The organism is Saccharopolyspora sp. NPDC000995, assembly GCF_053599315.1.
Genome location: NZ_JBSFLZ010000131.1, coordinates 1 through 19,710, shown reverse-complemented (window position 1 = coordinate 19,710; position 19,710 = coordinate 1). Strand labels below are relative to the sequence as shown.

The following is a 19,710-nucleotide window of genomic DNA, read 5'->3' as shown; positions in this document are numbered from 1 at the left end:
CGCACCGCCGAAACCCACGTCGAACATATCCTCACCAAGCTCGGCTTCACCTCGCGCGGCCAGATCGCCGCACTGGTGGCACAAGACAGAAAATAGGGATCGCCTAATACTCCAGCTGGTGCGCCCGGTGATCAGGAGGTGATCGTCCTGCGGTCGTGAACTGACGAGCTGACGACAACAGATCAACCAACTACGTGGTCAACCTCCTGTCTGCTCTCACTGACAGGTCGGCAACCGAGATCGGCCGCCAAGTAGACGTGCCCAGCCGTGGGAAGTGCACGGTCGCGTACAAGCGCGCGGGCACCAGTCATGTCCCCGCTGTCCGAGGCCGTGTGAGCCTACCGCCCACGATCGTCGCGGTGACGTCCGCGGAACGCGCGACAAGCGGGAACTGACGTAATTGAGCACCTCGCGTCCGCGATGTCGTCGGGTCGATCTCGACCGCGTCGAACGGCTCGCCTACGACCAGCCCCGGTGACTGCTGACGGACCCCCGGCAACCCGAGCGAGTGGTGGCCACCTACTGTGCCTGCCTTCCACAGTGCTTCCGGAGTAAAGATCCCACGACGTTGAAACCGCAATCGCTGATCGAGTTCGAGGCGGCTGAGCTCCTCCCACGGGTCGATGGCGACATGCTGGTCGGACCCGATCGCAAGGACCGCGCCCGCGGCCAGCAACTCGGGAGCAGGGCCGATCCCGTCACCGAGGTCGGCCTCGGTCGTTGGGCACATGACGATCGTCGCGCCGGCCTCACCGAGTAGACGGATGTCATCGGGGGTGAGGTGTGTCGCGTGCACGGCCGAAAATCGTGGGGACAGCAGCCCGTGCGCGGACAGCAGCCCGACCGGCGTCAAGCCGTAGCTGTCCAGACAAGCCTGATTCTCCGCGGGCTGCTCCGACACGTGCGCGTGCAATGGCACCTCTGCGGGCAACTCGTCGGCGATCACGGCGAGATCGTGGCGCGATACGGCTCGCACGGAGTGGATCGCCGCACCCAGCGTGACCAATCCTCGTCCGCTACCGGTGAGCGTGTCTCGCAGGGCATGCCAGCGTTCCAGCCACCTGTTCACGTTCGCATCGCCGAACCGTCGCTGTTCGGCGCCGAGTGGTTGCCCCACTCCGCCCCGCAAATAGCACGTGTCGAGAAGCGCAAGTCGAATGCCGGCCGATGCGGCGGCGGCGGCGAGTGCGAGCTCCATGTCGTGGCCCGGATACGGCTCGCCCTGCGGATCATGGTGGACGTAGTGGAATTCGCCGACCGCTGTGTAGCCGGCATCGCGCATTTCCGTGAACACCCGTTCGGCCAGGTCGCGATAGCCTTCCGGGGTCAGGAGAGCGGCGGTCCGGTACATCCGGTGGCGCCACTGCCAGAAGTCACCGCCATCGGCGTGAGTGAGGCCGCGCAGCTCACGGTGGAACGCGTGGGAATGTGCATTCACGAATCCCGGGACGACCACGCCGAGCAGAGTGTCGCCTGGTTGGGGCGACACGCCCACTGTCACCTCGGCCATCTCCCCACCTACGACCTTCAGGCGCACGCCCTCGACGAATACTCCGTCGACGAGCGCGAGCTCGCAATGGTAGAACCGCTCCACGGCTGTCATTGGATCGGCCTCCCAGCGAGGTCACGCAGGACAGCGGCCAGCCCCCGGGCACCCTCCTCACAGTCTTCGTCGCGCGCGGTCTCACCCGGTGCGTGAGATACACCGGTCGGGTTCCGCACGAAGATCATCGTGGCTGGCACGTACGCAGAGAGAACGCCGGCGTCGTGGCCGGCACCGGTGGGGATGGACGGTGCCCCGCCGAGCACATCGGCAATACGTTCGGTCAGCGGCTGATCGAACGCGACCAGCGGTGAGAACGACTCCTCCTGGACATCGAGGACGCAACCTTCGGCCGCCACGCACTTCTGTATCAGCGCCACAGTCGAGTCCAACTGGGCGCGCACCGCCGCGTCCGAGTGGGCGCGAATGTCAAGCCACGCATCGACGCGCGAGGCGATCACGTTCGTTCCGTTAGGCGTGACCGCGATGCGGCCGACCGTACCGCGGGCCGTCGGGTGCCCCAGCGCGACGTCGCGAACGGCCAGAGCCGCCGCCGATGCCGCAACGACGGGGTCGCGCCGTCCTGGCATGGGAGTGGTGCCCGCGTGATTGCCCTCGCCAGAGATCGTCAGCCGCCACCTGCCGTGCGCCATGATCGCCGAGGCGACCGCGAGCGGTAGACCGCGCTCTTCCAGATCGAGACCCTGTTCGACGTGCAGTTCGAGGAACGCGTCCAGGAAGGCGATGCGGTCACGATCGGGACCGATCCGGGACACATCCATACCCGCCTGCCGCCACGCGTCTTCGAGTGTGACACCACCGCCGTCGACGCGGGCCAGGGCGGCCTCCGGGGTAATCTCGCCGACGAGCAACCGCGTGCCCAGGCACGGCATGCCGAAGCGTGATCCCTCTTCCTCGGTGAAGGCGCAGATCGCGATCGGACGCGCGGGAAGCCAACCTTCCGCTCGCAGGATCGCCACCGCCTCAAGAGAACTCGCCACACCAAGGGGACCGTCGTAGGCGCCCCCACCGGGGACCGAGTCCAAGTGGCTTCCTGTTGCGATCACACCAGGTCCAGGATCGCCCCACCATGCCCAGAGATTGCCGTTCCCGTCCACTTCGACGGCCAGGGCAAGCTCCCGTGCCGAGCGGCGGAACCAGTCACGCAGTTCCAGCTCGGCCGGCTCGAATAGATGTCGCGAATATCCCCCTCGCACGGGATCGCGACCGATCCCACTAATTTCCTCCAGCCTTTCAAGCACCGACACAACTCGCCCCTCTCACCTGGATGCGCGAAGATCGTGCTACCAGTCGTTTGATGTCAGTGTGGTCACAGGAGTGGTTGGTTGGCATGTGTGCTGCCGGAGCCATTTCTGTCAAGGAGTCGTCTTCCTCATGGGTTTCTCGAAGCGGTGATCGACGCAACGGGGCGCTACGGGGCGCTACGGCTCGTCTCCTCTTCCAGCGTGCGCGACGCGCCGATCACGGACGTACTTGTCCAGTTCGGGCGACGGCGCCACCGCGGTCGGTGTCGGGCGCAGGCCGGAAGATCGAACTGAAAAAGGTGGTCAACTGACCGGCAACTGTCTCGGGCTGCTCCAGAGGGCTGGCGTGCGCCGCATCCGGGACGCACTGAACGCTACCGCGCCGCACACCCTTCGCGATCTGTGCTGACCAGTGTTCGGGCACGAGTTGGTCATACTGTCCCCACAGCGCCAGGACCGGCGGCGCCACCTGCGCGAGCCCCGCCGTGACGTCGTAGCCGGCGAGCGCCTCACAGGCGCGCGCATAGCTCTCGTCGTCTGTATCGCGGAGCGCGTGAAGCATCCGTTCGGCCCTGTCTGCGTGCCGTTCACGGGTCGATGGAGCGAACCAACGCTGCAACGAGCCGGCCACGAGCGAGCCGGTGCCACTCGCTCGCACCGATCCCGCGCGCTCGGCCCACGCCACGTGGGAGTCCACACGCGCTCCTGCCGAAACGATCGCGGCCGCGGCGATCCGGTCGGCGTATCTCAACGCCAGGTCGAGTCCCACCGTGCCGCCGATCGAGACGCCGGCATACAGGAAGCTCGACACACCGCGTTTGTCGAGGTGCTCGACGATCCCGTCGGACAGGTCGCTGATCGTGAACGCGCGTCCTGCCGCAGGCGAATTGCCGTGTCCGGGAAGTTCCCAGCACATGACCTGAAACGACTGCGCCAGAAGCGGAACGACCTCTGCCCACAAGGCAGCGGAGGTTCCCAGGGAGTGCCCGAGCAGGAGATGAGTCGCGTCGGCGGGGCCGACCGGATTGGTGAATGTGAGGGTCGGGCCGGTCGTAACCTCGTTTTGAGATCTTCGCCTGTCGATTGCGGTCATGGACGGATCCGGCGCGTCGCGTCCGCGTTCATGTTCGATCACTGGCGTCACTCCACGTGATTGAGAAAGTGCCTAGTCCGCTCGGAACTCGGCGAATCGATGAGCTGCTTGGCCGGACCGATCTCCGCGATCCGGCCCTGATCCATGAAGGCAACGCGGTCGGCGACATCGCGAGCGAACCGCATCTCGTGGGTAACCACGATCATCGTCATACCGTCCTCGGCCACGCGGCGCATGACCGAGAGCACTTCACCGACCAGTTCGGGGTCCAGCGCGCTGGTCGGCTCGTCGAACAGCATCAGCTTGGGCTCCATGGCCAGCGCGCGGGCGATGGCCACACGCTGCTGTTGGCCGCCCGAAAGGTGACGTGGGTAGGAATTTTGCAGGTGCTCTAGTCCCACGTCCGCCAAGGCGGCCTCGGCACGCTCAACCGCATCGCTCTTGGCGAGGTGGCGGACCTTGATGAGTCCGGTCGTGACGTTCTCAAGCGCGGTGAGGTGCAGGAAGAGATTGAAGTGCTGGAAAACCATGCCGATGTGCTGGCGGTACCTGGCGATCTCTGACTCGCTCGCCTCGTGCAGCTCACCGTTCTTGACGACTGCGCCGGCGAACTGGTCCTCCACTCGGATGTAGCCGCTGTCGCTTCGCTCGAGATAGTTCACGCAGCGAAGCAGGGTGCTTTTACCGGACCCGGACGGCCCGATGAGGCAGAGCACTTCGCCGGGCATGACCTCGAGATCGATCCCCTTGAGGACGTCCACCTCGCCGAAGCGCTTGACGACGTCGCGGATGGTGACGAGGGGTTGCCGGTTCATTCGGGCGCCTCCGCGAGACGAGGTTTGACGGGCTTCTTCTGGGGTCCTCCGGACAGGGAGTACTTCTTCTCAAGGAAGTGCTGGCCGAAGGTCGCAATCGTGACGAGCACCAAGTACCAGAAGCTCGCCACCATGAGTAGCGGTATGACCTGGAAGTTGGACCCGTAGATCTGCTGGGCACGTGTGAGCAGATCGCCGCCGCCGATGACGGCGACGAGCGCGCTCGCCTTCAAGAGGCTTATGAACTGGTTGCCCGTGGGCGGAATGATCACCCGGATTGCCTGGGGGATAACGATTGTCCGCATGATGAGTCCTCGCTTCATCCCCAGACTATGGGCGGCCTCTCGCTGACCACTGGGAACCGACATGAACCCCGCCCTGATGATCTCCACCATGAAGGCGCCTTCGTGCAGTGACAGCCCGATGATCGCCGCGGTGAAGCCGGTGATGAGGGTGTTGGTGTCCCAGCTGAATCCACCAAAGCCCACTCGCGGGATGAACAGTGCCGCGTTGAAGCAGACGAGAAGGAGAATTAGGAGCGGAAGTCCTCGGAAAAGGCCCACATACGCCTTCACGAGGGCACGAAATACCGGGTTGCGGGACTCACCGAGTAGCGCCAACAGACAGCCGATGAGGACCGCGAAAACTTGGGAGATGAGCGATAGCTCAATCGTCACCCGCACGCCTTGGAGGATAGGCTCGGAGAACACGTACCGTGCGAAGACGGGCCAACCCATATTTTCGTTGGTCGCAAAACCATAGACGATGCCCGCCGCCACCAGGGTCGCCACCAGCCCGCTGATCCAGTAACTTGTGTGCCTGCGCGGAACGGGCCTTGCGTGTGGGTCTCGGACCTCGACATTCGCTGTCGAATCAGCCACCGGTGCACCTTCCTTTCGTTGTCTCGTGAGCAGGTGATCGGGTGCCGGCTCGACGAGACGGCATGGACGCCGCTCGAACACCTGCGACCGGACGTGCGCGACGCCACCGGGCGCTCTCAGATCACGCGTCGCACAGAGATGGAAGGGCCTGTTCCCAGCGGTGCCGTCCCACGCCCGCTCGCTGCGAGTCGATCTGCCAGGCCTGCGTGGACCTGTTGTTCAGGACGACAACCGTCGATCTCTTCGACGTCTTGTCGCTTTAGAACCCACACGTACCGCACGGCTCGGGCAGCTTCAGAGGACGAGTCGTCGCCAGGTTGATGCCGGGCTCCTTCAGAGCGTCCTCCTCAATGCCCCAGCGCGCCATGACCTTGTCGTAGGTACCGTCCTTGATCATCGCAGTTAGCGCACCGAGGAGCGCCTCAGCGGTGCCGTCGGCGTCAGGTGCGACGACGATGCCGACATACGTGCGCGACAGCAGAGGGTTGGGGATGACGTCAAACGCTTTGTTGGAAACCTTCGCCTGCCACGCTCCGGTCGCGGTGTTGGTGACGGCAAAGTCAATCCGGCCAGCCTGCAGGGCGGTGTTCTGGTCGCCGGCGGACGGGAAGTTGGTCACCTCCACCGGCGCACGCCCTGCCGCCTCGCAGTTCTTCGTGAACAACTCCACATCGGTGACGAACTCCGTGCCGGTCTGCACGCCCGCGTGCAGACCACAGACACTCAGCGGGTTCCCGGTGATGCCTTTGTTGTTCTTCGAGCTGACGAGGACGCTCTTCGTCGCGTAAGCGTAGTCGACGAACTTGACAGTCTTTTCGCGCTCCACGTTGTCGGTAATGCACTCCATGGCCGCGGTGAAGCGCCCGCTCTGGACTCCCGGCAGCAGACCATCGAACGAGATCGCCTCCTGCTCGATCTTGACCCCGAGACGCGGGGCCATCTCCATCAGGAGATCGTGGTTGAAGCCGTCGATCTGACCGGACTCGTTGGTGAAGTCGCACGGCGGGTACTGCGGATCTGTAGCTACCACAAGCACGCCCGAGTCGCGAACCTGCTGAGGAAGCTGGCCACGCAACTCGGGAATGACTTCGGCACTGGTCGTTTTGTTCTCGCTCGGCGACGTGGTCCCGGGTGCGCAGCCGGAAATCAGTAGTGCTGCGGAGGCGACTAACGAGAGCGTGGCTGTGAGCCCACGGGACTTGGACATCTTTAGCTCCTAAGGCGGTTCGGAACTCCTGCGATGAACAAAACTATTCATGTGTGCCGGGAAATGTATCAATCGATATGCAGCAGCGCAAGTCCTGATTTCGCACGTCAGCAAGCTGTTTCGCGCTCGAAACAGGGGCCTGATCTAGAACCCGTGCGGCGCGTGGTCGCCGCCGCGCCTTCCCGCTCGTCCGCGGCCGCGGACATTTCGCCACATTCGTAACGATGGCGCAACCAGCTCGCTTTAGTTCACTACTTCGAGCGGCACCCCGGTGATCTCCACGAAAACCCCATCGAGGACATCTTCGGCGATGGCCTCCATCTCGCCCGCCATGATCCGGTCATCCTTGAGGAACTCGGCCTTGGCACGGACGAGCCCGTACGTAGGGCGGTTGGCGGGCGCTGCCCGTCCTTCGTTGCGAAGGTCCAGCCCCTGCGCGGCGCACAACAGCTCGATCGCGACGATGTATGCCGCATTACGCACCATCGGCCCCAGCCGCATGGAGGCGTGGGTGGCCATGCTCACGTGGTCTTCCTGGCCAGCGGAGGTGGGGATGCTGTCCACGCTGCTCGGCGTCGCCTTGGCGCGGTTCTCGGCGACGAGCGCGGCGCTGGTGACCTGGACCATGATGAACCCCGAGTTCAGCCCCGCGTTCTCCACCAGGAAGGGTGCCAGCCCACTCATGGAGGAATCCATCAGCATCGCCTGGCGGCGTTCGGAGATGGAGCCGATCTCGCAGATTGCCATGGCGATGATGTCTGCCGCGTAAGCGATGGGCTGCCCGTGGAAGTTTCCGCCTGAAAGCACAACATCGTCGTCAGGGAACATCAGCGGATTGTCGGAGACCGCATTGATCTCCTGTTCGATGGTGCGCGTCGCGAACGTGAGAAGGTCGAGCGCCGCGCCCATCACTTGTGGCTGGCAACGCAGGCAGTACGGGTCCTGCAGGCGGCGCCCCTCGAACTCGATATCGAGCACCGGGCTGTCTTCGACCAGGCGACGCAGGGCGCCGGCAACGCGGATCTGACCGTCGTGTCCGCGGACCTGCTGGATGCGGTCATCGAGCACCACCTGTCGGCCTGCCGTTGCTTCCAGCGTGAGCGCGCCCGCGGCAAGTCCGGCATTGAAGACCGCCTCGGCCCCGAACAACCCGCGGAGGGCGATGGCGGTGGAGGCCTGAACACCGTTGAGAAGGGCTACCGCTTCCTTGGGGCCGAGCACCACCGGCGTGATCCCAGCCTTGGCGAGCCCCTCGGTGGCGTCATAGGTTACTCCATTGATCCGCACCCGGCCCTCGCCGATCATCGCCCCGGCCATGTGCGCCAAAGGTGCAAGGTCCCCGGATGCTCCTACCGACCCCTGGGAAGGGATGACTGGCAGCACGTCGGCGTTGATGAGCGCCGTCAGCATCTCGGCGATCTCGACGCGGACACCTGAGTGACCCCTCGCGAGTCCGATGAGTTTGATGACGAGGATCGCCCGCACGATCTCGTCCGGAAGTGGGTCACCCACCCCGACCATGTGCGAAAGCACCGACCGCCGCTGCAATTCCGCGAGATCCCCCGGGGAGATCCGTCGATCCGCGAGCTTCCCGAAACCGGTGTTCACGCCATACACGACCTGCCCGCGGCCGATCGCGTCGAGGATGACCTGGTGTCCTCGTTGGAGGTTCTCCAGCGCCTGATGAGTGAGCTCCACTTCCACGGGGCCCCGGTAGACAGGTCGAAGCGCGTCGAGGCTCAACCGCTCGCCGCTGATTGTGATGGTGGTCATGGTGATCTGTCTCCTCGTACTTCGTTGCGGCGAACGCGAGCGCGCTGTGAGGGCCGGCATCGAGTGCAGAAAATCATTCAGTAGACGTGGTCACTGTATCTACTCTATGCAGATCGGGCAACCTGCACGTATGGTTTGACCGTGACCCAAACCACGGCAGTCGTCCTCGCTTCCCGCCCCAACGGTGCACCCGTTCACGAAAACTTCCGCCTTGAAGTGCGGGAAATTGCCGCCTTGAAGGAAGGTCAGGCGCTGTTGCGGACGATCTACCTGTCCCTGGACCCGTACATGCGCGGCCGGATGGACGCTGCCATGTCATACGCAAAGCCGGTAGAGATCGGCGAGGTCATGGAAGGAGGAACGGTCTGCGAGGTCCTTGAATCGGCATCCCCCCTCGTCGCTCCCGGGGACATCGTGCTGGCGCATTGCGGATGGCAGACGCATGCGGTTCAGGATGCCCGGCTGCTGCGCCAGATCGACCCGGGCAAAGCGCCTATCTCGACCGCCTTGGGAGTTCTTGGTATGCCGGCCTTCGCCGCATACGTGGGCCTCACCGAGATCGGCCGCCCACGCCGGGGCGAGACGCTCGTGGTAGCGGCCGCAGCGGGTCCGGTCGGCTCAATGGTAGGGCAGATCGCGCGGTTACAAGGCGTGCGCACCGTCGGGATCGTGGGCGGGCCGAGGAAGGTCGCCTGGTTGAAGGAGCTGGGTTTCGATGTCGCGATCGACCATCGCTCGCCCAGGTTCGCGGACGAGCTGAGTGCGGCTGTCCCGGATGGCATCGACGTCTACTTCGAAAATGTCGGCGGTGCGGTGTGGGATGGCGTGTTTGATCACCTGAACGACTTCGCACGCGTCCCCGTCTGCGGTCTAATCTCGCAATATAATGAGAAAAACCTGCCAGCAGGGCCCGATCGGCTGCCGTTGCTGATGAAAGCCATTAACACCAAGCGGCTACTTGTCCGAGGATTCACCCAGCGAGACTTCGTGGCAACGCATTACGAGCAGTTCCAGAGCGACGTATCGGGCTGGCTGGCCGACGGAAGCCTCAAGTACCGAGAGGACTTCGTCGACGGCATCGAGAACGCCGTCGACGCGTTCTTCGGGCTTCTCGAGGGCAAGAACTTCGGCAAACTCATCGTCAGGGTCTCCGACGACCCTACGAGTACCGCACCGGCGTCGCGCGGCGAATGAGCCTTTCCGGGTAATGCATCGTTGGTGTGCATGATCATGCGGCTTCGGCGTGGTCGGTGCGCAGAAGGACGAGTGCCGCGGCGACGATCTTGCCGATCTTCCAGGGGCAGAGGCTGACGTTGCGGAAGGGTTTGAAGGTTTGAGCGGGGAGTTTCCGCGTTCGCCGATGGCCCGTTTGCTGTTGTGGTCCTTATTTTCCTCGATGAGCTCTCCGCTGGCGGGTTTCCTGGAGAGCCTCGGTGAGTTGATCCATCGACGATTGAGGGGTTCAGTCCTCGAAAACGTTTAGATCGGACGCGTGGCGCTCGAAGCGCTCGAGTCCCTCCTGTGAACTACCGGGACTGGAATCGGCCATCGCATGTAGCAGTGCGCTCGACATGATGTTGATCGCAGCCGACGTGTCGAACAACAAACCGCTGCCGAGCCTGACCGTGATGAGCTCGTCAGCCTCATGTCCTACGGTCGCGAACGACTCATCGCTGAGAACCGCGGCCTTCAGCCCCATCTGTCGTGCATAGCGCACGAGCTCGCACGCCTCGCGGGGGTAGCGGGGAAGAATGAAGAACAGACACCAGGTCGCGCCCTGGCTGTGTGCTCGGGCGATACTCTCTTTCGCCTGGGTATCGCCCCGGTCGATCACGGAGATTCCGGAATGGACCTTGGCACCGAGGTAAGCGAAGTGCTCCGCGAACGAGCGGGAGAATCGAAGACCGACGACCGGAAGCGGTTTCGACGACATGATGGCAGCGCCCACGCGAGAGATCTGCTCCCCGAGGCCGGCGGAATTGCCTAGCCATTGCAGGTTGGCGATCTCGGCGCTGATCGCCTCGTAGAGGGGGCTGGCGTCCACGGACTGTGGCGCGAGCGTGGACATCTCCGAACGCGCCCACTCCTGCAGGGCGCGTTTGAAGTCGGAGAATTTTGCGTAGCCCAGCGCTGCGGCGAATCTGGATACCGACGGCTGACTGACCCCGACTTGCTGCGCGATGCTCTCGCTCGTCAGGAACGCCGCCGCGTCGCGATGGTCAACGATATAGCGTGCGATCCGCCGCTGCGCTGGAGAGAGCCGGGCATTCCTAAATCGGTCATAGATGTCGTCTGAGGAGGTGCTCGCGCTCCTCGTCATCTCGGCCCTCCGATACGGCTTTCCTCGAAGCCCTGCGCTTCACCGCGCGCAGGAGCCAGATCATCAAACGACTCCAGTATCCCCAGGAGCAACATCGCGGTGGTCTCGGGGTCGCTGATGTTTGGAGAGTGTCGCGCCTCGATGTCGTACACGGAACACGACGGCGCATGCTGGGCGATCCTCCGCGCCCAGTCCCGTTCGACGAGGTTATCCTTCACGCCGCTCACAAGCGCAAGAGGCGCCTTCACGTCCCGGAGATTCTCCGGATACCTGTCCGCTGACTTCGCAGCCACACCGAATGGTGTGGCGAGTCCGGCCGCGGCGACCGCTCGATAATGACCGGAGTTGCTCGCGTCTTGCATCCGGAGATCGACGTGGCTGTCGATGCCGTCGAAATCACCGGTAAGAAGGCGGACAATACGCAGCATGTCCGCCCGTGAGCCGTCGAAGTGCGACAGTGACGCCAACGATTCCTTCGTACGATAGGGTCCTCCGGTTCCTGCGATCGACACGGCCGACCTTACGCGCCACGCACACCACGGTATCGTCGATGCACGCAGGGCCATGGCTCCGCCGAAGGAGTTCCCGACGAAGTGCGCGGATGTGGCGCCCAGCCCCACTGCGTCAAGCAGACCGGCGACCTGTCGAAGCCTGAACTCGTAGGGAGCAACGTCGAGCTGTACGAGCTTGCTGGAACGTCCGTAACCGTACAAGTCCGGTGCGATCACTCGGTAACGTGTGGCCAAGATCGGGATCACGTCACGCCAGCTGGCTTCCGCCGATCCGCCCCACGCCCCGTCGTGCAGGAGCACGACCGGTTGAGTGGAGTGGTCTCCTGCTGCTAGGTAGCTCGTCTCCAGCCCGCCGATCGTTATCCGGTCCCGCTCGATTGGTACCATCGTATTATCCCGTCTGAAAGAACGTGAGCACGCGTGCGACGCACCCGGCCGGTTGTACAGGACTACTCAATGAAATCGTAATCGTCTTCGTTCACCGACTCGGTGATGTCCCAGTACTCAACGTTCGTGTACGGCCAGATCTGAGATACTCGACCATTTTTGTTCTGATACCACGTACGCACGTAAGGCTGGCCCCACGCCATTTTACGATTGCCCTCGTCCACCCACGCGACGAAGCGGTCAAGCGCCTCGGGGCGCACATCGATCGCGGTGATCCCCCTGCTCAGGATCTCGTAAACCGCCGACAATGAATACTCCACAGCGCGTTCGAGCATGAAGTGCAGGCTTCCCGCGACCACGCCACCGACGTTTGGTCCGTAGACGAGGAAGAAGTTGGGGAACCCCGGGACAGTGATCCCGTTGTAAGCGCGTGCGTCGCCATCCCAGAACTCGTGGATCTCGCGACCATCACGACCGATGACCTCGACGCCGTCCAGATAATCGGAGGGCTTGAAACCCGTCGCATACACCACGACATCGGCCTCGTGTTCCTGACCAGCCCCATCGACGACACCCTTCTCGGTGAATCGTTCGATTCCCGCGGTCACGAGCGTCGTCTTCTCGGACCGCAGTGCGGCCGCCCACACCTTATTGTCACGAAGCATCCGTTTCGCCCCCGGCGGATAGCTAGGAATCGCGTGCTCGAGTAGTTCTGGGTTGCCTTCCAGCTGCTCCTCGACACGAGCGATGAGGTACTCCCTCAGCTCCTGGTTCTTCGGGGAGATGCTTAACGGGGCGCCCGGCCAGTTTTCTTGTGCCGTCACCGTATGCGCTCTGCCGGGTATCCCGGTGAGGATGACCCAGAGCCGATACCACTGTGCGTAATGGGGCACCTTGCGCCGCAGCCAGGTGAAGGCATCCGTGACGGGGTGGTGGTAGTTGGGGGCTGGCAGCATCCAAGGTGCGCTGCGCTGGAAGATGACGAGCGAGTCCACCTCGTCGACAATCGCCGGCACAACCTGATAGGCGCTCGCACCGGTACCGATGACGGCCACTCGTTTGCCCGCGAGGTCGACATCGTGGTCCCACTCTTGAGTGTGCATGGCCACGCCGCGATACAGCTGCGCGCCGGCGATCTCCGGGATGTTCGGGCGATCGAGCTGCCCTACCGCACTGACGATGGCGGAGAACCGCCGCACCTGCTCAGCCCCATCGGCGCCGCGCGTCGTGGCCTCCCACAGCCGTGCTTCCTCGTCCCATCGCAGACGCACGAGTCGGGTTGAGAACTCGATCTCGTTCGTGATCCCGGCCCGGTCGGCGACATCGCGAAGATAGTCGAGGATCTCGCCGCCCCGAGCGAACTGATTGGGCCAGTCCCCCCGCTGGGCGAAGGAGTACGAGTAGCCGAAGGTCGGCGTGTCGAGGCGGACGCCGGGATAGGTGTTCTTCGCCCACGTCCCACCTACGGTCGCGCTGGCCTCGATGAGGACAAACGGCACACCGGCCCGCCCGTACCGATAAGCGGCTGCGATGCCGCCGACGCCCGCGCCGACGATGAGCGTCGAGAACTCGCGCCCCTTCGCTACCTCGTTGAAGTCCCAGGCAGGTCTTCCACCTTTGCCTTCCGCGATGTCGAGCTCGTGTGTGAGCATGTTGGCCCACTCGTCGCGACCACCCGTGAGATAGTTGAGAATCTCGCGCGCGGTCGCGTCCGGCAGCATATCGACGGAATCGATCTTCTTCTCGCGCATCTCCTTCAGCCCCGCCAGCGCGAGCGCAGACGCCTTCTTCTGCTGATCTGCGGTCATGCCACAGTGTGGATGCGGCTCTGTGTCCATCGGAGTCAGTGGGGGCGCCAGTTCCGCCCGAAGGAACGTGGTGTCGCGGAGTACGGCAGCGATGGCGGCCAGCAGGACCGGCAGCTCCGCATTGGTCACGATCTCCTCGAGGAAGGCGTCGTCTTCGACGATCACCTCGGATCGAGACTCCCAGTACAAGTCGTCGAACTGATCAGTCCCCTCGCGCTGGCGAGTGCGTCCCATGTCGAGTTACGTCCTCTCCGTCGGCCGACGCCGTCTGTATAATACTATGCGAAACTAGCGCACATGCATAGACTGGTGTCATCTACGAGTCCCGTCGCGGTTGCGCCGACAACAACAGTGAGGAAGATCCGATGACCGTGTCAGCTGACGTCGTGAAGGAATGGCTGGAGAGCTTCGGGCGGGTCTGGCGCGAACGCGACGCCAAGGGTGCTGCCGCGATCTTCACCGAAGACGCCTGCTACCGAAACACCCCCTTCCTCGAAGAACCCTTCGTCGGCCATGAGGCCATCGAAGGGTTCTGGGAGGTCGCGGTCGCCGAAGTCGCCGACGTGGATTTCCGCTACGGAGTCCCGGTGATCGAAGGCGATCGCGTGGGCGTTGAGTGGTGGACGATCCTGCAATCCGGCGGCGAAGAGTACACACTGGCCGGCAACTTCCTCCTCACCTTCGCGGGCGACCGGGTATCCGATCTCCGCGAGTCTTTCGTGAAGCAAAAGGGCACACGTCGGCCCCACGTCGGCTGGGGGCTGTAATGGGGCGCTTTACCGACAAGCTACGCGAGGAAACATGGACGTCGGGATAGACAACCGCACTGAAGTACTGATCGTCGGCGCAGGCGTGATCGGCGCAAGTGCCGCACTGGCGCTGGCGAAGTCGGGTCACGATGTGCTCGTGCTCGATCGCAACAGCGGAATCGGAGACGGATCGACGGGCGCGTCGGCCGGGGTCATCCGCGTGCACGCGAGCGACGCACAGAGTTCAGCGCTTGCCGACGACGCGCTGTCGGTGTGGAACAACTGGCGGGAGTTCCTCGGAGCGGACGAGTCCGAGGACCTCGCTCGATTCGTGCGGTGCGGTTCGCTCATCCTGGACACCGGCAGCGGATTCGCCGACCAGGCAGCCACGGCGATGAGCGGTGCAGGCGTCGCCTTCGACAAGTGGACCTTGGCAGACATGAGTGGCCACTTTCCATACTTCGACTTCCATCGGTTCGGTCCACCCCGGTCGGTCGACGACGAGGCGTTCTGGGACGAGCCCACCGAGCTCCTCAGCGGCGGTCTTTACACGTCGCAGTCGGGCTACGTGGGCGATCCGACACTCGCCGCCGTCAACCTGATGCGGGCCGCGCAACGGGCTGGCGCGCGCTTACGGCTTTCGGCCACCGTAGTCAGCTTCGATTTCGAAGGTGACCGTGTTGTGGGTGTGACGCTCGGGGATGGCACCACATTGCGTGCCGAGGCCGTGCTCGTCGCCGCCGGGCCACATACCGACCGGCTGATCCGAGGCATCGGCGCGACCTCCGACTTCCGCATCCGCACTCGGCGCATCCGCGAAGAACTCATCCACGTCCCAGCACCCTCTGATTTGAACCTTGCTCTTCAGGGCGTGCACCTCGTGGATGGCGACCTCAACATCAACTTCCGCCCGGAACGCGGCGACGCATTCCTCGTGGGTAGCAACGGCGATCGCGCCGACGAGCAGACATTCATCCAAGATCCCGACGTGTTCAACCGGCTCGTGTCGCCGGACGCCTGGGAACGCATGACCTTGAGGCTTGCCCGGCGCATCCCGGATCTGGGCATTCCGCGCGTGCGTATGGGTGTCGTCGGGCTTTACGACGCCGCTGAGGACTGGCAACCGATCTATGACCGCACATGCTACGACGGTCTCTTCGTGGCAATGGCGACCTCCGGCACGCAGTTCAAAACCGCACCGATCGTCGGCGAGCTGCTTCGGCACGTCCTCGAGACCGAACTGAACGGACGTGATCACACCGCCGAACCCTTCCGCAGTCCGGTCAGCGACCGCACGTACTCGACGGCACAGTTCTCACGGCTACGAGCTCCGCGCGAAAACCAGTCACGAGGGTGACGGGGTTGAGCGCGAAGGACAAGGACACTTAAAGGCATGACAGGGACGCAGGAGTCCGTCCTCCTCGACGGCATTTCAGAGCTGACGACGAACGACGAAACGAACGGAGGCAGGGTCGCCGACGCCGCGCTGGTGATCGAAGGCGACCGGATCGCCTGGGTCGGCGCGGCCGGTAGCGCGCCGGCTGCGGACCGAAAGATCGCCGTCGGCGGTCGCGCAGTACTTCCTGGCTGGGTCGATTCCCACACTCACATGGTGTTTGCGGGAGACCGCACCGCCGAGTTCGAGGCACGCATGGCCGGTCAGCCGTACTCAGCAGGCGGAATCAATGTCACGGTTAAGGACACACGCGCTGCGAGCGACGAGGATCTCGAAGCGAACATCGCGCGGCTCGTCGCCGAAGCACGTCGCGGTGGGACGACGACGATCGAGACCAAGACCGGCTACGGACTTACCGTGGCCGATGAGGTGCGGGCCGCACACGTGGCGTGCTGGCACGCCGATGCCGTGACCTTCCTCGGCGGCCACGTCGTACCCGAGGACCAAGATCCGGCCAGCTATCTCGAGCTCGTCACCGGCCCGATGCTTGACGCCGTGGCACCACTCGTTTCAGCGGTGGACGTGTTCTGCGAGACCGGCGCCTTTGACGAAGCGGCGACGCGGCGGATTCTCAAAACCGCAAGAGAGCACGGCCTTGCGCGCCGACTCCACGGCAATCAGCTCGGGCACGGGCCGGGAGTGCGGCTCGCGGTGCAGTATGAAGCGCTCAGCGTGGACCATCTCGGTTTCCTCACCGATGACGACATCGATGCGCTCTCGTCCTCCTGGTCAGGTGAAACACGCGGCACTGTCGCCACGGTGCTCCCGGCCTGCGACCTGTCGACCAAGATGCCGCTCGCACCCGCCCGCCGGCTACTCGATGCTGGCGCCGTCGTCGCGATAGCGTCGAACTGCAATCCGGGCACCTCATTTACCACCTCAATGGCGTTCTGCGTGGCCACTGCGGTCCTCCAGATGGGGATGTCCGTCCGGGAGGCGATCCGCGCGGCGACGCTGGGCGGTGCTATCGCACTCGGAATGCACACGGACGGATGGCACGATCCGCGTGGCGTACCGCAGCCAGCCGTCGGTATCGTCCGCGCAGGCGCTCGAGCAGACCTCCAGGTACTGGATGCGCCTTCGGTCGCCCACCTCGCATACCGCCCGGCGGTGCCGCTCACGCGCGCCGTATGGAAAGCCGGAGTCAGGGAAATCTGAACCCGGGGCATACGACCGGCCAGTCCACGTGCGCTGCGCTCCCTTTCCCCCGCGGCCCGAGAATTCGTCACCGAACCACACCGTCCAAGTTCCGAGAAGGGAAACTGCATGAATCCAAGACTCGACGGCAAGACGGTCCTCATCACCGGCGCTGCCGAGCGTGCAGGCCGCGAGTTCGCGCGTAGGTTCGCGGCAGCCGGGGCAGCGGTTGTCGTGAACCACTGGAAGCAGCCAGAGCTCGCGGAGGAAACTGTCGAGCTCATCCGCTCCGAAGGCGGCGAGGCAACTGCGATCGAAGCGGACGTATCGAACACGTCCCAGGCCCGGTCGCTGGTGGACCGGACACTCGCCTGGCGGGGCGACCTCACCGTCCTGATCCACAACGCAAGCTCGCTTCGGGCGAAAGAGTTTGAAGATGTAACCGAAGACGACTTCGACGCCGCATTCGGCATCAACATCCGGGGTCCCTTCTTCCTCAGCCAAGAGGCTGCGAAGGTCATGCAGAAGCAAGGCCACGGCCGAATCATCGCGCTGGTGGGCAACTCGACCAACGAGGCATGGCCCAACCTCATCCCGCACAGCCTGTCCAAGACGGCGCTGATCCGGCTGATGGAGCAGCTCGCCGTGGCGCTGTCGCCGACAGTCCAGTGCAACGCCGTCGCACCGACGCAGTTCTTCCGCTCCGACGACGGAATGAATGACGCTTTGCGGCGCTACCGCGGCGAGCCGCTGGTGGAGGGCGACACCTGCCGTGTCGGCACACGCTATGAATTCCGCAACGGCAACGCCGACGATGTCGCGGAGACCTTGCTGTTCTTGTCGACATGCTCGCCCTACCTGACCGGTGCTGTAATCCGCCTCGACGGAGGAAAAGCGCTCTACTAATTAGTTTTCGAGCCGCTTACACGAGTGCCTGATGGTCAGAAACTCGCGCGCGCCAGATGCTGATTGCTGGCTACCGCGCGGGTAGAAGAAGCCGCAGCGGCGGCGCCAGCAGCTCAGCTTCCGAAGGTCCCGGAGCCGACAAGAGGTACTCGTCGGCGAGGGAAGACGCCGCCGCTGCCAGGTCTCCACACTGATTGCGATGCCAAACGGACCGCTGCATCGGCGGCGCCACCGCCCGTGTACGACCGGTCTGGCGTGGTCGTCCCAAGTCGCGTCCTTCTCGCCGAACCCGCCGTGCCGATCTCTCGGCAACGGCCTCTCAGCCGGGAACTGTCGCGGTAGAGGTGCGCCGAGTGCTAAGCCAGCTTCCACCGCCACGGATGGCTGTTGTGGACCGACGGCGCCCAGCACGCCAGGGCCAGCGCGGAGCGCATCGTCTCCTGCGACGGCACCGTTCTGCTTTTCATCGCGACACTCCTGCGCACCACGGGCTTCACGCTCAACACCCGTCCCGTACCCGCGACGAGTTCAGGCGGAACGGGGCCGCTCGGCCCTATTGCGCACAGCCCGGCCGAACGGACCCTGAAAGCGTTGAACCTTTCGCTTGGGAGGACACCATGACCAGCTTGCAGCCTCGGCCGAGCCTGGGCCTGCCTGACATCTTCCAGATGTTCGAAACCGAGTGGCCCTTCGGTGAACGACATGCGATGCGCGTGGAGACCTACACCGAGAAGGACGAGTTCGTGGTCCGCTGCGAACTCCCCGGCGTGGACCCCGAAAAGGACATCCACATCAACGTCGAGGGCAACCAGCTCAAGATCACCGCGGAGCGCAAGCACGAAGAACGCACCGACCGGCACAGCGAGTTCCACTACGGCTCGTTCAGCCGCACCCTGCTGCTGCCGACCAGCTGCGACACCGACGACATCGATGCCGAATACGAAGCGGGCATCCTCACCATCCACCTGCCGCGCCGAGAAGCCGAAAGCCGCAAGGAAATCCCAGTGATGCGCAAGGGCAAGTGAAGGAAGGCGTGGCGGACGGCGTTCGGGCCTTCCTCCGCACATGCACGCCACGTCATCGCGCGGTGGGGCGGACGACAACCACCGGGCAGTGCACGTGGCTCACGCAATGCTGACTCACCGAGCCGAGCACGACGCCGACGAATCCGCCGCGTCCACCGCTGCCCACCACGAGCAGACCCGCGCCCCTGAGTCTCGTGCAGCAACGTCCGGGCGGCATGCCCCCGAACCACCTCTCGGTGCACGGGCGCCGAGAGGGCCAATGCCGATCGTGGTCACCATCGTGGCACTGATGGCCGCGAAACGCCCTTGCACCGCTTCGCCACCGCCTGGTCACCGACGACGACATTGCCGAAGCCGTCGAGCAGGTGCGCGAGGCCCGCTGGTTTCGACGAACTCGCGCCGATCCCACAGACTGACCTGGGCAAGCTTGAACAAGGAGTCCAATGTGGACCATCCATGAGCGACGCCACGCAGCAGGCAGTGCACCTGCAGGACAGGGGGCCGCCGGTAGCACTAGCACGTCACCCAGCGCGCAGAACCGCGACCGGGCAAGAGGCCCGGTTGACAACAGCATGACTCACCGAGCCGAGCAGGCTGCGACGGATACGCCCCCTCCCATGGCTGCCCACGACCAGCAGGCTCGCGCCCCCTGCTTCTCTGAACAGCGCCTCGGCGGGCTTTTCCGGCGTCACCACCCGCCGAACGCTGACATCGGGAAACCGTTCACCCCAGCCTGACAAGGAGGAGGCGAGCACTTCCTCGGCTTCTTCGCGCACCTCGCCCCATGGCAGCTCCCACTGCTGCACCCGGGCGAACGGGTCCAGCGGAAGGTC

Annotated in this window: 18 protein-coding genes and 1 pseudogene; 6 read left to right on the top strand and 13 right to left on the bottom strand. The window is 64.2% G+C overall.

Annotated elements, in window-relative coordinates; genetic code table 11:
- Positions 1–307: 307 nt before the first annotated feature.
- From ACWDKQ_RS30020 to hutH, 7 genes are all read right to left on the bottom strand, one after another.
- Positions 308–1,603, bottom strand: a complete 1,296-nt coding sequence (locus ACWDKQ_RS30020; protein ID WP_450142134.1) for a formimidoylglutamate deiminase — start codon at positions 1,601–1,603, stop codon at positions 308–310.
- Complete coding sequence (locus tag ACWDKQ_RS30015) at positions 1,600–2,805, bottom strand: allantoate amidohydrolase (protein ID WP_450142135.1); 1,206 nt, start codon at positions 2,803–2,805, stop codon at positions 1,600–1,602. Before ACWDKQ_RS30015 ends, ACWDKQ_RS30020 begins: the two co-directional genes overlap by 4 nt.
- A gap of 220 nt (positions 2,806–3,025) precedes the next feature.
- The gene (locus ACWDKQ_RS30010; RefSeq protein ID WP_450142133.1) at positions 3,026–3,943 is read right to left on the bottom strand and encodes an alpha/beta fold hydrolase; all 918 of its coding nucleotides are present in this window, start codon (positions 3,941–3,943) and stop codon (positions 3,026–3,028) included.
- Positions 3,944–3,948: 5 nt separating this feature from the next.
- Positions 3,949–4,716, bottom strand: a complete 768-nt coding sequence (locus ACWDKQ_RS30005) for an amino acid ABC transporter ATP-binding protein (protein ID WP_450142132.1) — start codon at positions 4,714–4,716, stop codon at positions 3,949–3,951.
- Positions 4,713–5,507, bottom strand: coding sequence for an amino acid ABC transporter permease (locus tag ACWDKQ_RS30000; RefSeq protein ID WP_450142131.1), 795 nt, complete (start codon positions 5,505–5,507; stop codon positions 4,713–4,715). Before ACWDKQ_RS30000 ends, ACWDKQ_RS30005 begins: the two co-directional genes overlap by 4 nt.
- Before the next feature lie 349 nt (positions 5,508–5,856).
- Positions 5,857–6,804: an ABC transporter substrate-binding protein gene (locus ACWDKQ_RS29995; RefSeq protein ID WP_450142130.1), complete on the bottom strand. Its 948-nt coding sequence runs from the start codon at positions 6,802–6,804 to the stop codon at positions 5,857–5,859.
- A 243-nt stretch (positions 6,805–7,047) separates the two neighbouring features.
- On the bottom strand, positions 7,048–8,577 hold the full coding sequence (hutH, locus tag ACWDKQ_RS29990; RefSeq protein ID WP_450142129.1) for a histidine ammonia-lyase: 1,530 nt from the start codon (positions 8,575–8,577) through the stop codon (positions 7,048–7,050).
- 141 nt (positions 8,578–8,718) lie between these two features.
- On the opposite strand from hutH, the gene ACWDKQ_RS29985 reads away from it, so the two are divergent.
- Positions 8,719–9,771 carry an NADP-dependent oxidoreductase gene (locus tag ACWDKQ_RS29985; protein ID WP_450142128.1) on the top strand — a complete coding sequence of 351 codons (1,053 nt, stop codon included), beginning with the start codon at positions 8,719–8,721 and terminating at the stop codon, positions 9,769–9,771.
- A 34-nt stretch (positions 9,772–9,805) separates the two neighbouring features.
- Here ACWDKQ_RS29985 and ACWDKQ_RS29980 read toward each other — a convergent pair.
- From ACWDKQ_RS29980 to ACWDKQ_RS29965, 4 genes and pseudogenes are all read right to left on the bottom strand, one after another.
- Positions 9,806–9,957: pseudogene (locus ACWDKQ_RS29980) on the bottom strand (IS5/IS1182 family transposase); the annotation flags it as partial.
- A gap of 82 nt (positions 9,958–10,039) precedes the next feature.
- Positions 10,040–10,897, bottom strand: a complete 858-nt coding sequence (locus ACWDKQ_RS29975; protein ID WP_450142127.1) for a MurR/RpiR family transcriptional regulator — start codon at positions 10,895–10,897, stop codon at positions 10,040–10,042.
- The gene (locus ACWDKQ_RS29970; protein ID WP_450142126.1) at positions 10,894–11,796 is read right to left on the bottom strand and encodes an alpha/beta fold hydrolase; all 903 of its coding nucleotides are present in this window, start codon (positions 11,794–11,796) and stop codon (positions 10,894–10,896) included. Before ACWDKQ_RS29970 ends, ACWDKQ_RS29975 begins: the two co-directional genes overlap by 4 nt.
- Before the next feature lie 62 nt (positions 11,797–11,858).
- Positions 11,859–13,769: a flavin-containing monooxygenase gene (locus ACWDKQ_RS29965; RefSeq protein WP_450142125.1), complete on the bottom strand. Its 1,911-nt coding sequence runs from the start codon at positions 13,767–13,769 to the stop codon at positions 11,859–11,861.
- A 221-nt stretch (positions 13,770–13,990) separates the two neighbouring features.
- Here ACWDKQ_RS29965 and ACWDKQ_RS29960 point away from each other — a divergent pair, with 221 nt between their 5' ends.
- The 5 genes from ACWDKQ_RS29960 (at position 13,991) to ACWDKQ_RS29940 (ending at position 18,877) form a co-directional block, all read left to right on the top strand.
- Positions 13,991–14,371, top strand: a complete 381-nt coding sequence (locus ACWDKQ_RS29960) for a nuclear transport factor 2 family protein (RefSeq protein WP_450142124.1) — start codon at positions 13,991–13,993, stop codon at positions 14,369–14,371.
- Between the two features lie 34 nt (positions 14,372–14,405).
- Positions 14,406–15,710, top strand: a complete 1,305-nt coding sequence (locus ACWDKQ_RS29955) for an NAD(P)/FAD-dependent oxidoreductase (RefSeq protein ID WP_450142123.1) — start codon at positions 14,406–14,408, stop codon at positions 15,708–15,710.
- A 36-nt stretch (positions 15,711–15,746) separates the two neighbouring features.
- Entirely contained in the window at positions 15,747–16,967 is a 1,221-nt protein-coding gene (gene hutI / locus ACWDKQ_RS29950) for an imidazolonepropionase (RefSeq protein ID WP_450142122.1), read from the top strand.
- Between the two features lie 108 nt (positions 16,968–17,075).
- Positions 17,076–17,852 (top strand): SDR family NAD(P)-dependent oxidoreductase, encoded by a 777-nt coding sequence (locus ACWDKQ_RS29945; RefSeq protein ID WP_450142121.1) that lies wholly within the window; start codon positions 17,076–17,078, stop codon positions 17,850–17,852.
- Positions 17,853–18,469: 617 nt separating this feature from the next.
- On the top strand, positions 18,470–18,877 hold the full coding sequence (locus tag ACWDKQ_RS29940) for an Hsp20/alpha crystallin family protein (protein ID WP_450142120.1): 408 nt from the start codon (positions 18,470–18,472) through the stop codon (positions 18,875–18,877).
- 52 nt (positions 18,878–18,929) lie between these two features.
- Here the strand turns inward: ACWDKQ_RS29940 and ACWDKQ_RS29935 are convergent, their stop codons facing one another.
- On the bottom strand, positions 18,930–19,094 hold the full coding sequence (locus tag ACWDKQ_RS29935) for a universal stress protein (RefSeq protein ID WP_450142119.1): 165 nt from the start codon (positions 19,092–19,094) through the stop codon (positions 18,930–18,932).
- Between the two features lie 304 nt (positions 19,095–19,398).
- On the bottom strand, positions 19,399–19,710 hold a 312-nt coding region (locus tag ACWDKQ_RS29930; protein WP_450142118.1), incomplete at its 5' end, for a universal stress protein.

What these genes read in the sequence shown, in the direction of transcription:
- ACWDKQ_RS29940 (WP_450142120.1), top strand. Translation starts at nt 18,470, where the DNA reads ATGACCAGCTTGCAGCCTCGGCCGAGCCTGGGCCTGCCTGACATCTTC.
- ACWDKQ_RS29945 (WP_450142121.1), top strand. Translation starts at nt 17,076, where the DNA reads ATGAATCCAAGACTCGACGGCAAGACGGTCCTCATCACCGGCGCTGCC.
- ACWDKQ_RS29975 (WP_450142127.1), bottom strand. Translation starts at nt 10,897, where the DNA reads ATGACGAGGAGCGCGAGCACCTCCTCAGACGACATCTATGACCGATTT.
- ACWDKQ_RS30020 (WP_450142134.1), bottom strand. Translation starts at nt 1,603, where the DNA reads ATGACAGCCGTGGAGCGGTTCTACCATTGCGAGCTCGCGCTCGTCGAC.
- ACWDKQ_RS30005 (WP_450142132.1), bottom strand. Translation starts at nt 4,716, where the DNA reads ATGAACCGGCAACCCCTCGTCACCATCCGCGACGTCGTCAAGCGCTTC.
- hutI (WP_450142122.1), top strand. Translation starts at nt 15,747, where the DNA reads ATGACAGGGACGCAGGAGTCCGTCCTCCTCGACGGCATTTCAGAGCTG.
- hutH (WP_450142129.1), bottom strand. Translation starts at nt 8,577, where the DNA reads ATGACCACCATCACAATCAGCGGCGAGCGGTTGAGCCTCGACGCGCTT.
- ACWDKQ_RS29935 (WP_450142119.1), bottom strand. Translation starts at nt 19,094, where the DNA reads ATGCCGCCCGGACGTTGCTGCACGAGACTCAGGGGCGCGGGTCTGCTC.
- ACWDKQ_RS29970 (WP_450142126.1), bottom strand. Translation starts at nt 11,796, where the DNA reads ATGGTACCAATCGAGCGGGACCGGATAACGATCGGCGGGCTGGAGACG.
- ACWDKQ_RS29995 (WP_450142130.1), bottom strand. Translation starts at nt 6,804, where the DNA reads ATGTCCAAGTCCCGTGGGCTCACAGCCACGCTCTCGTTAGTCGCCTCC.
- ACWDKQ_RS29955 (WP_450142123.1), top strand. Translation starts at nt 14,406, where the DNA reads ATGGACGTCGGGATAGACAACCGCACTGAAGTACTGATCGTCGGCGCA.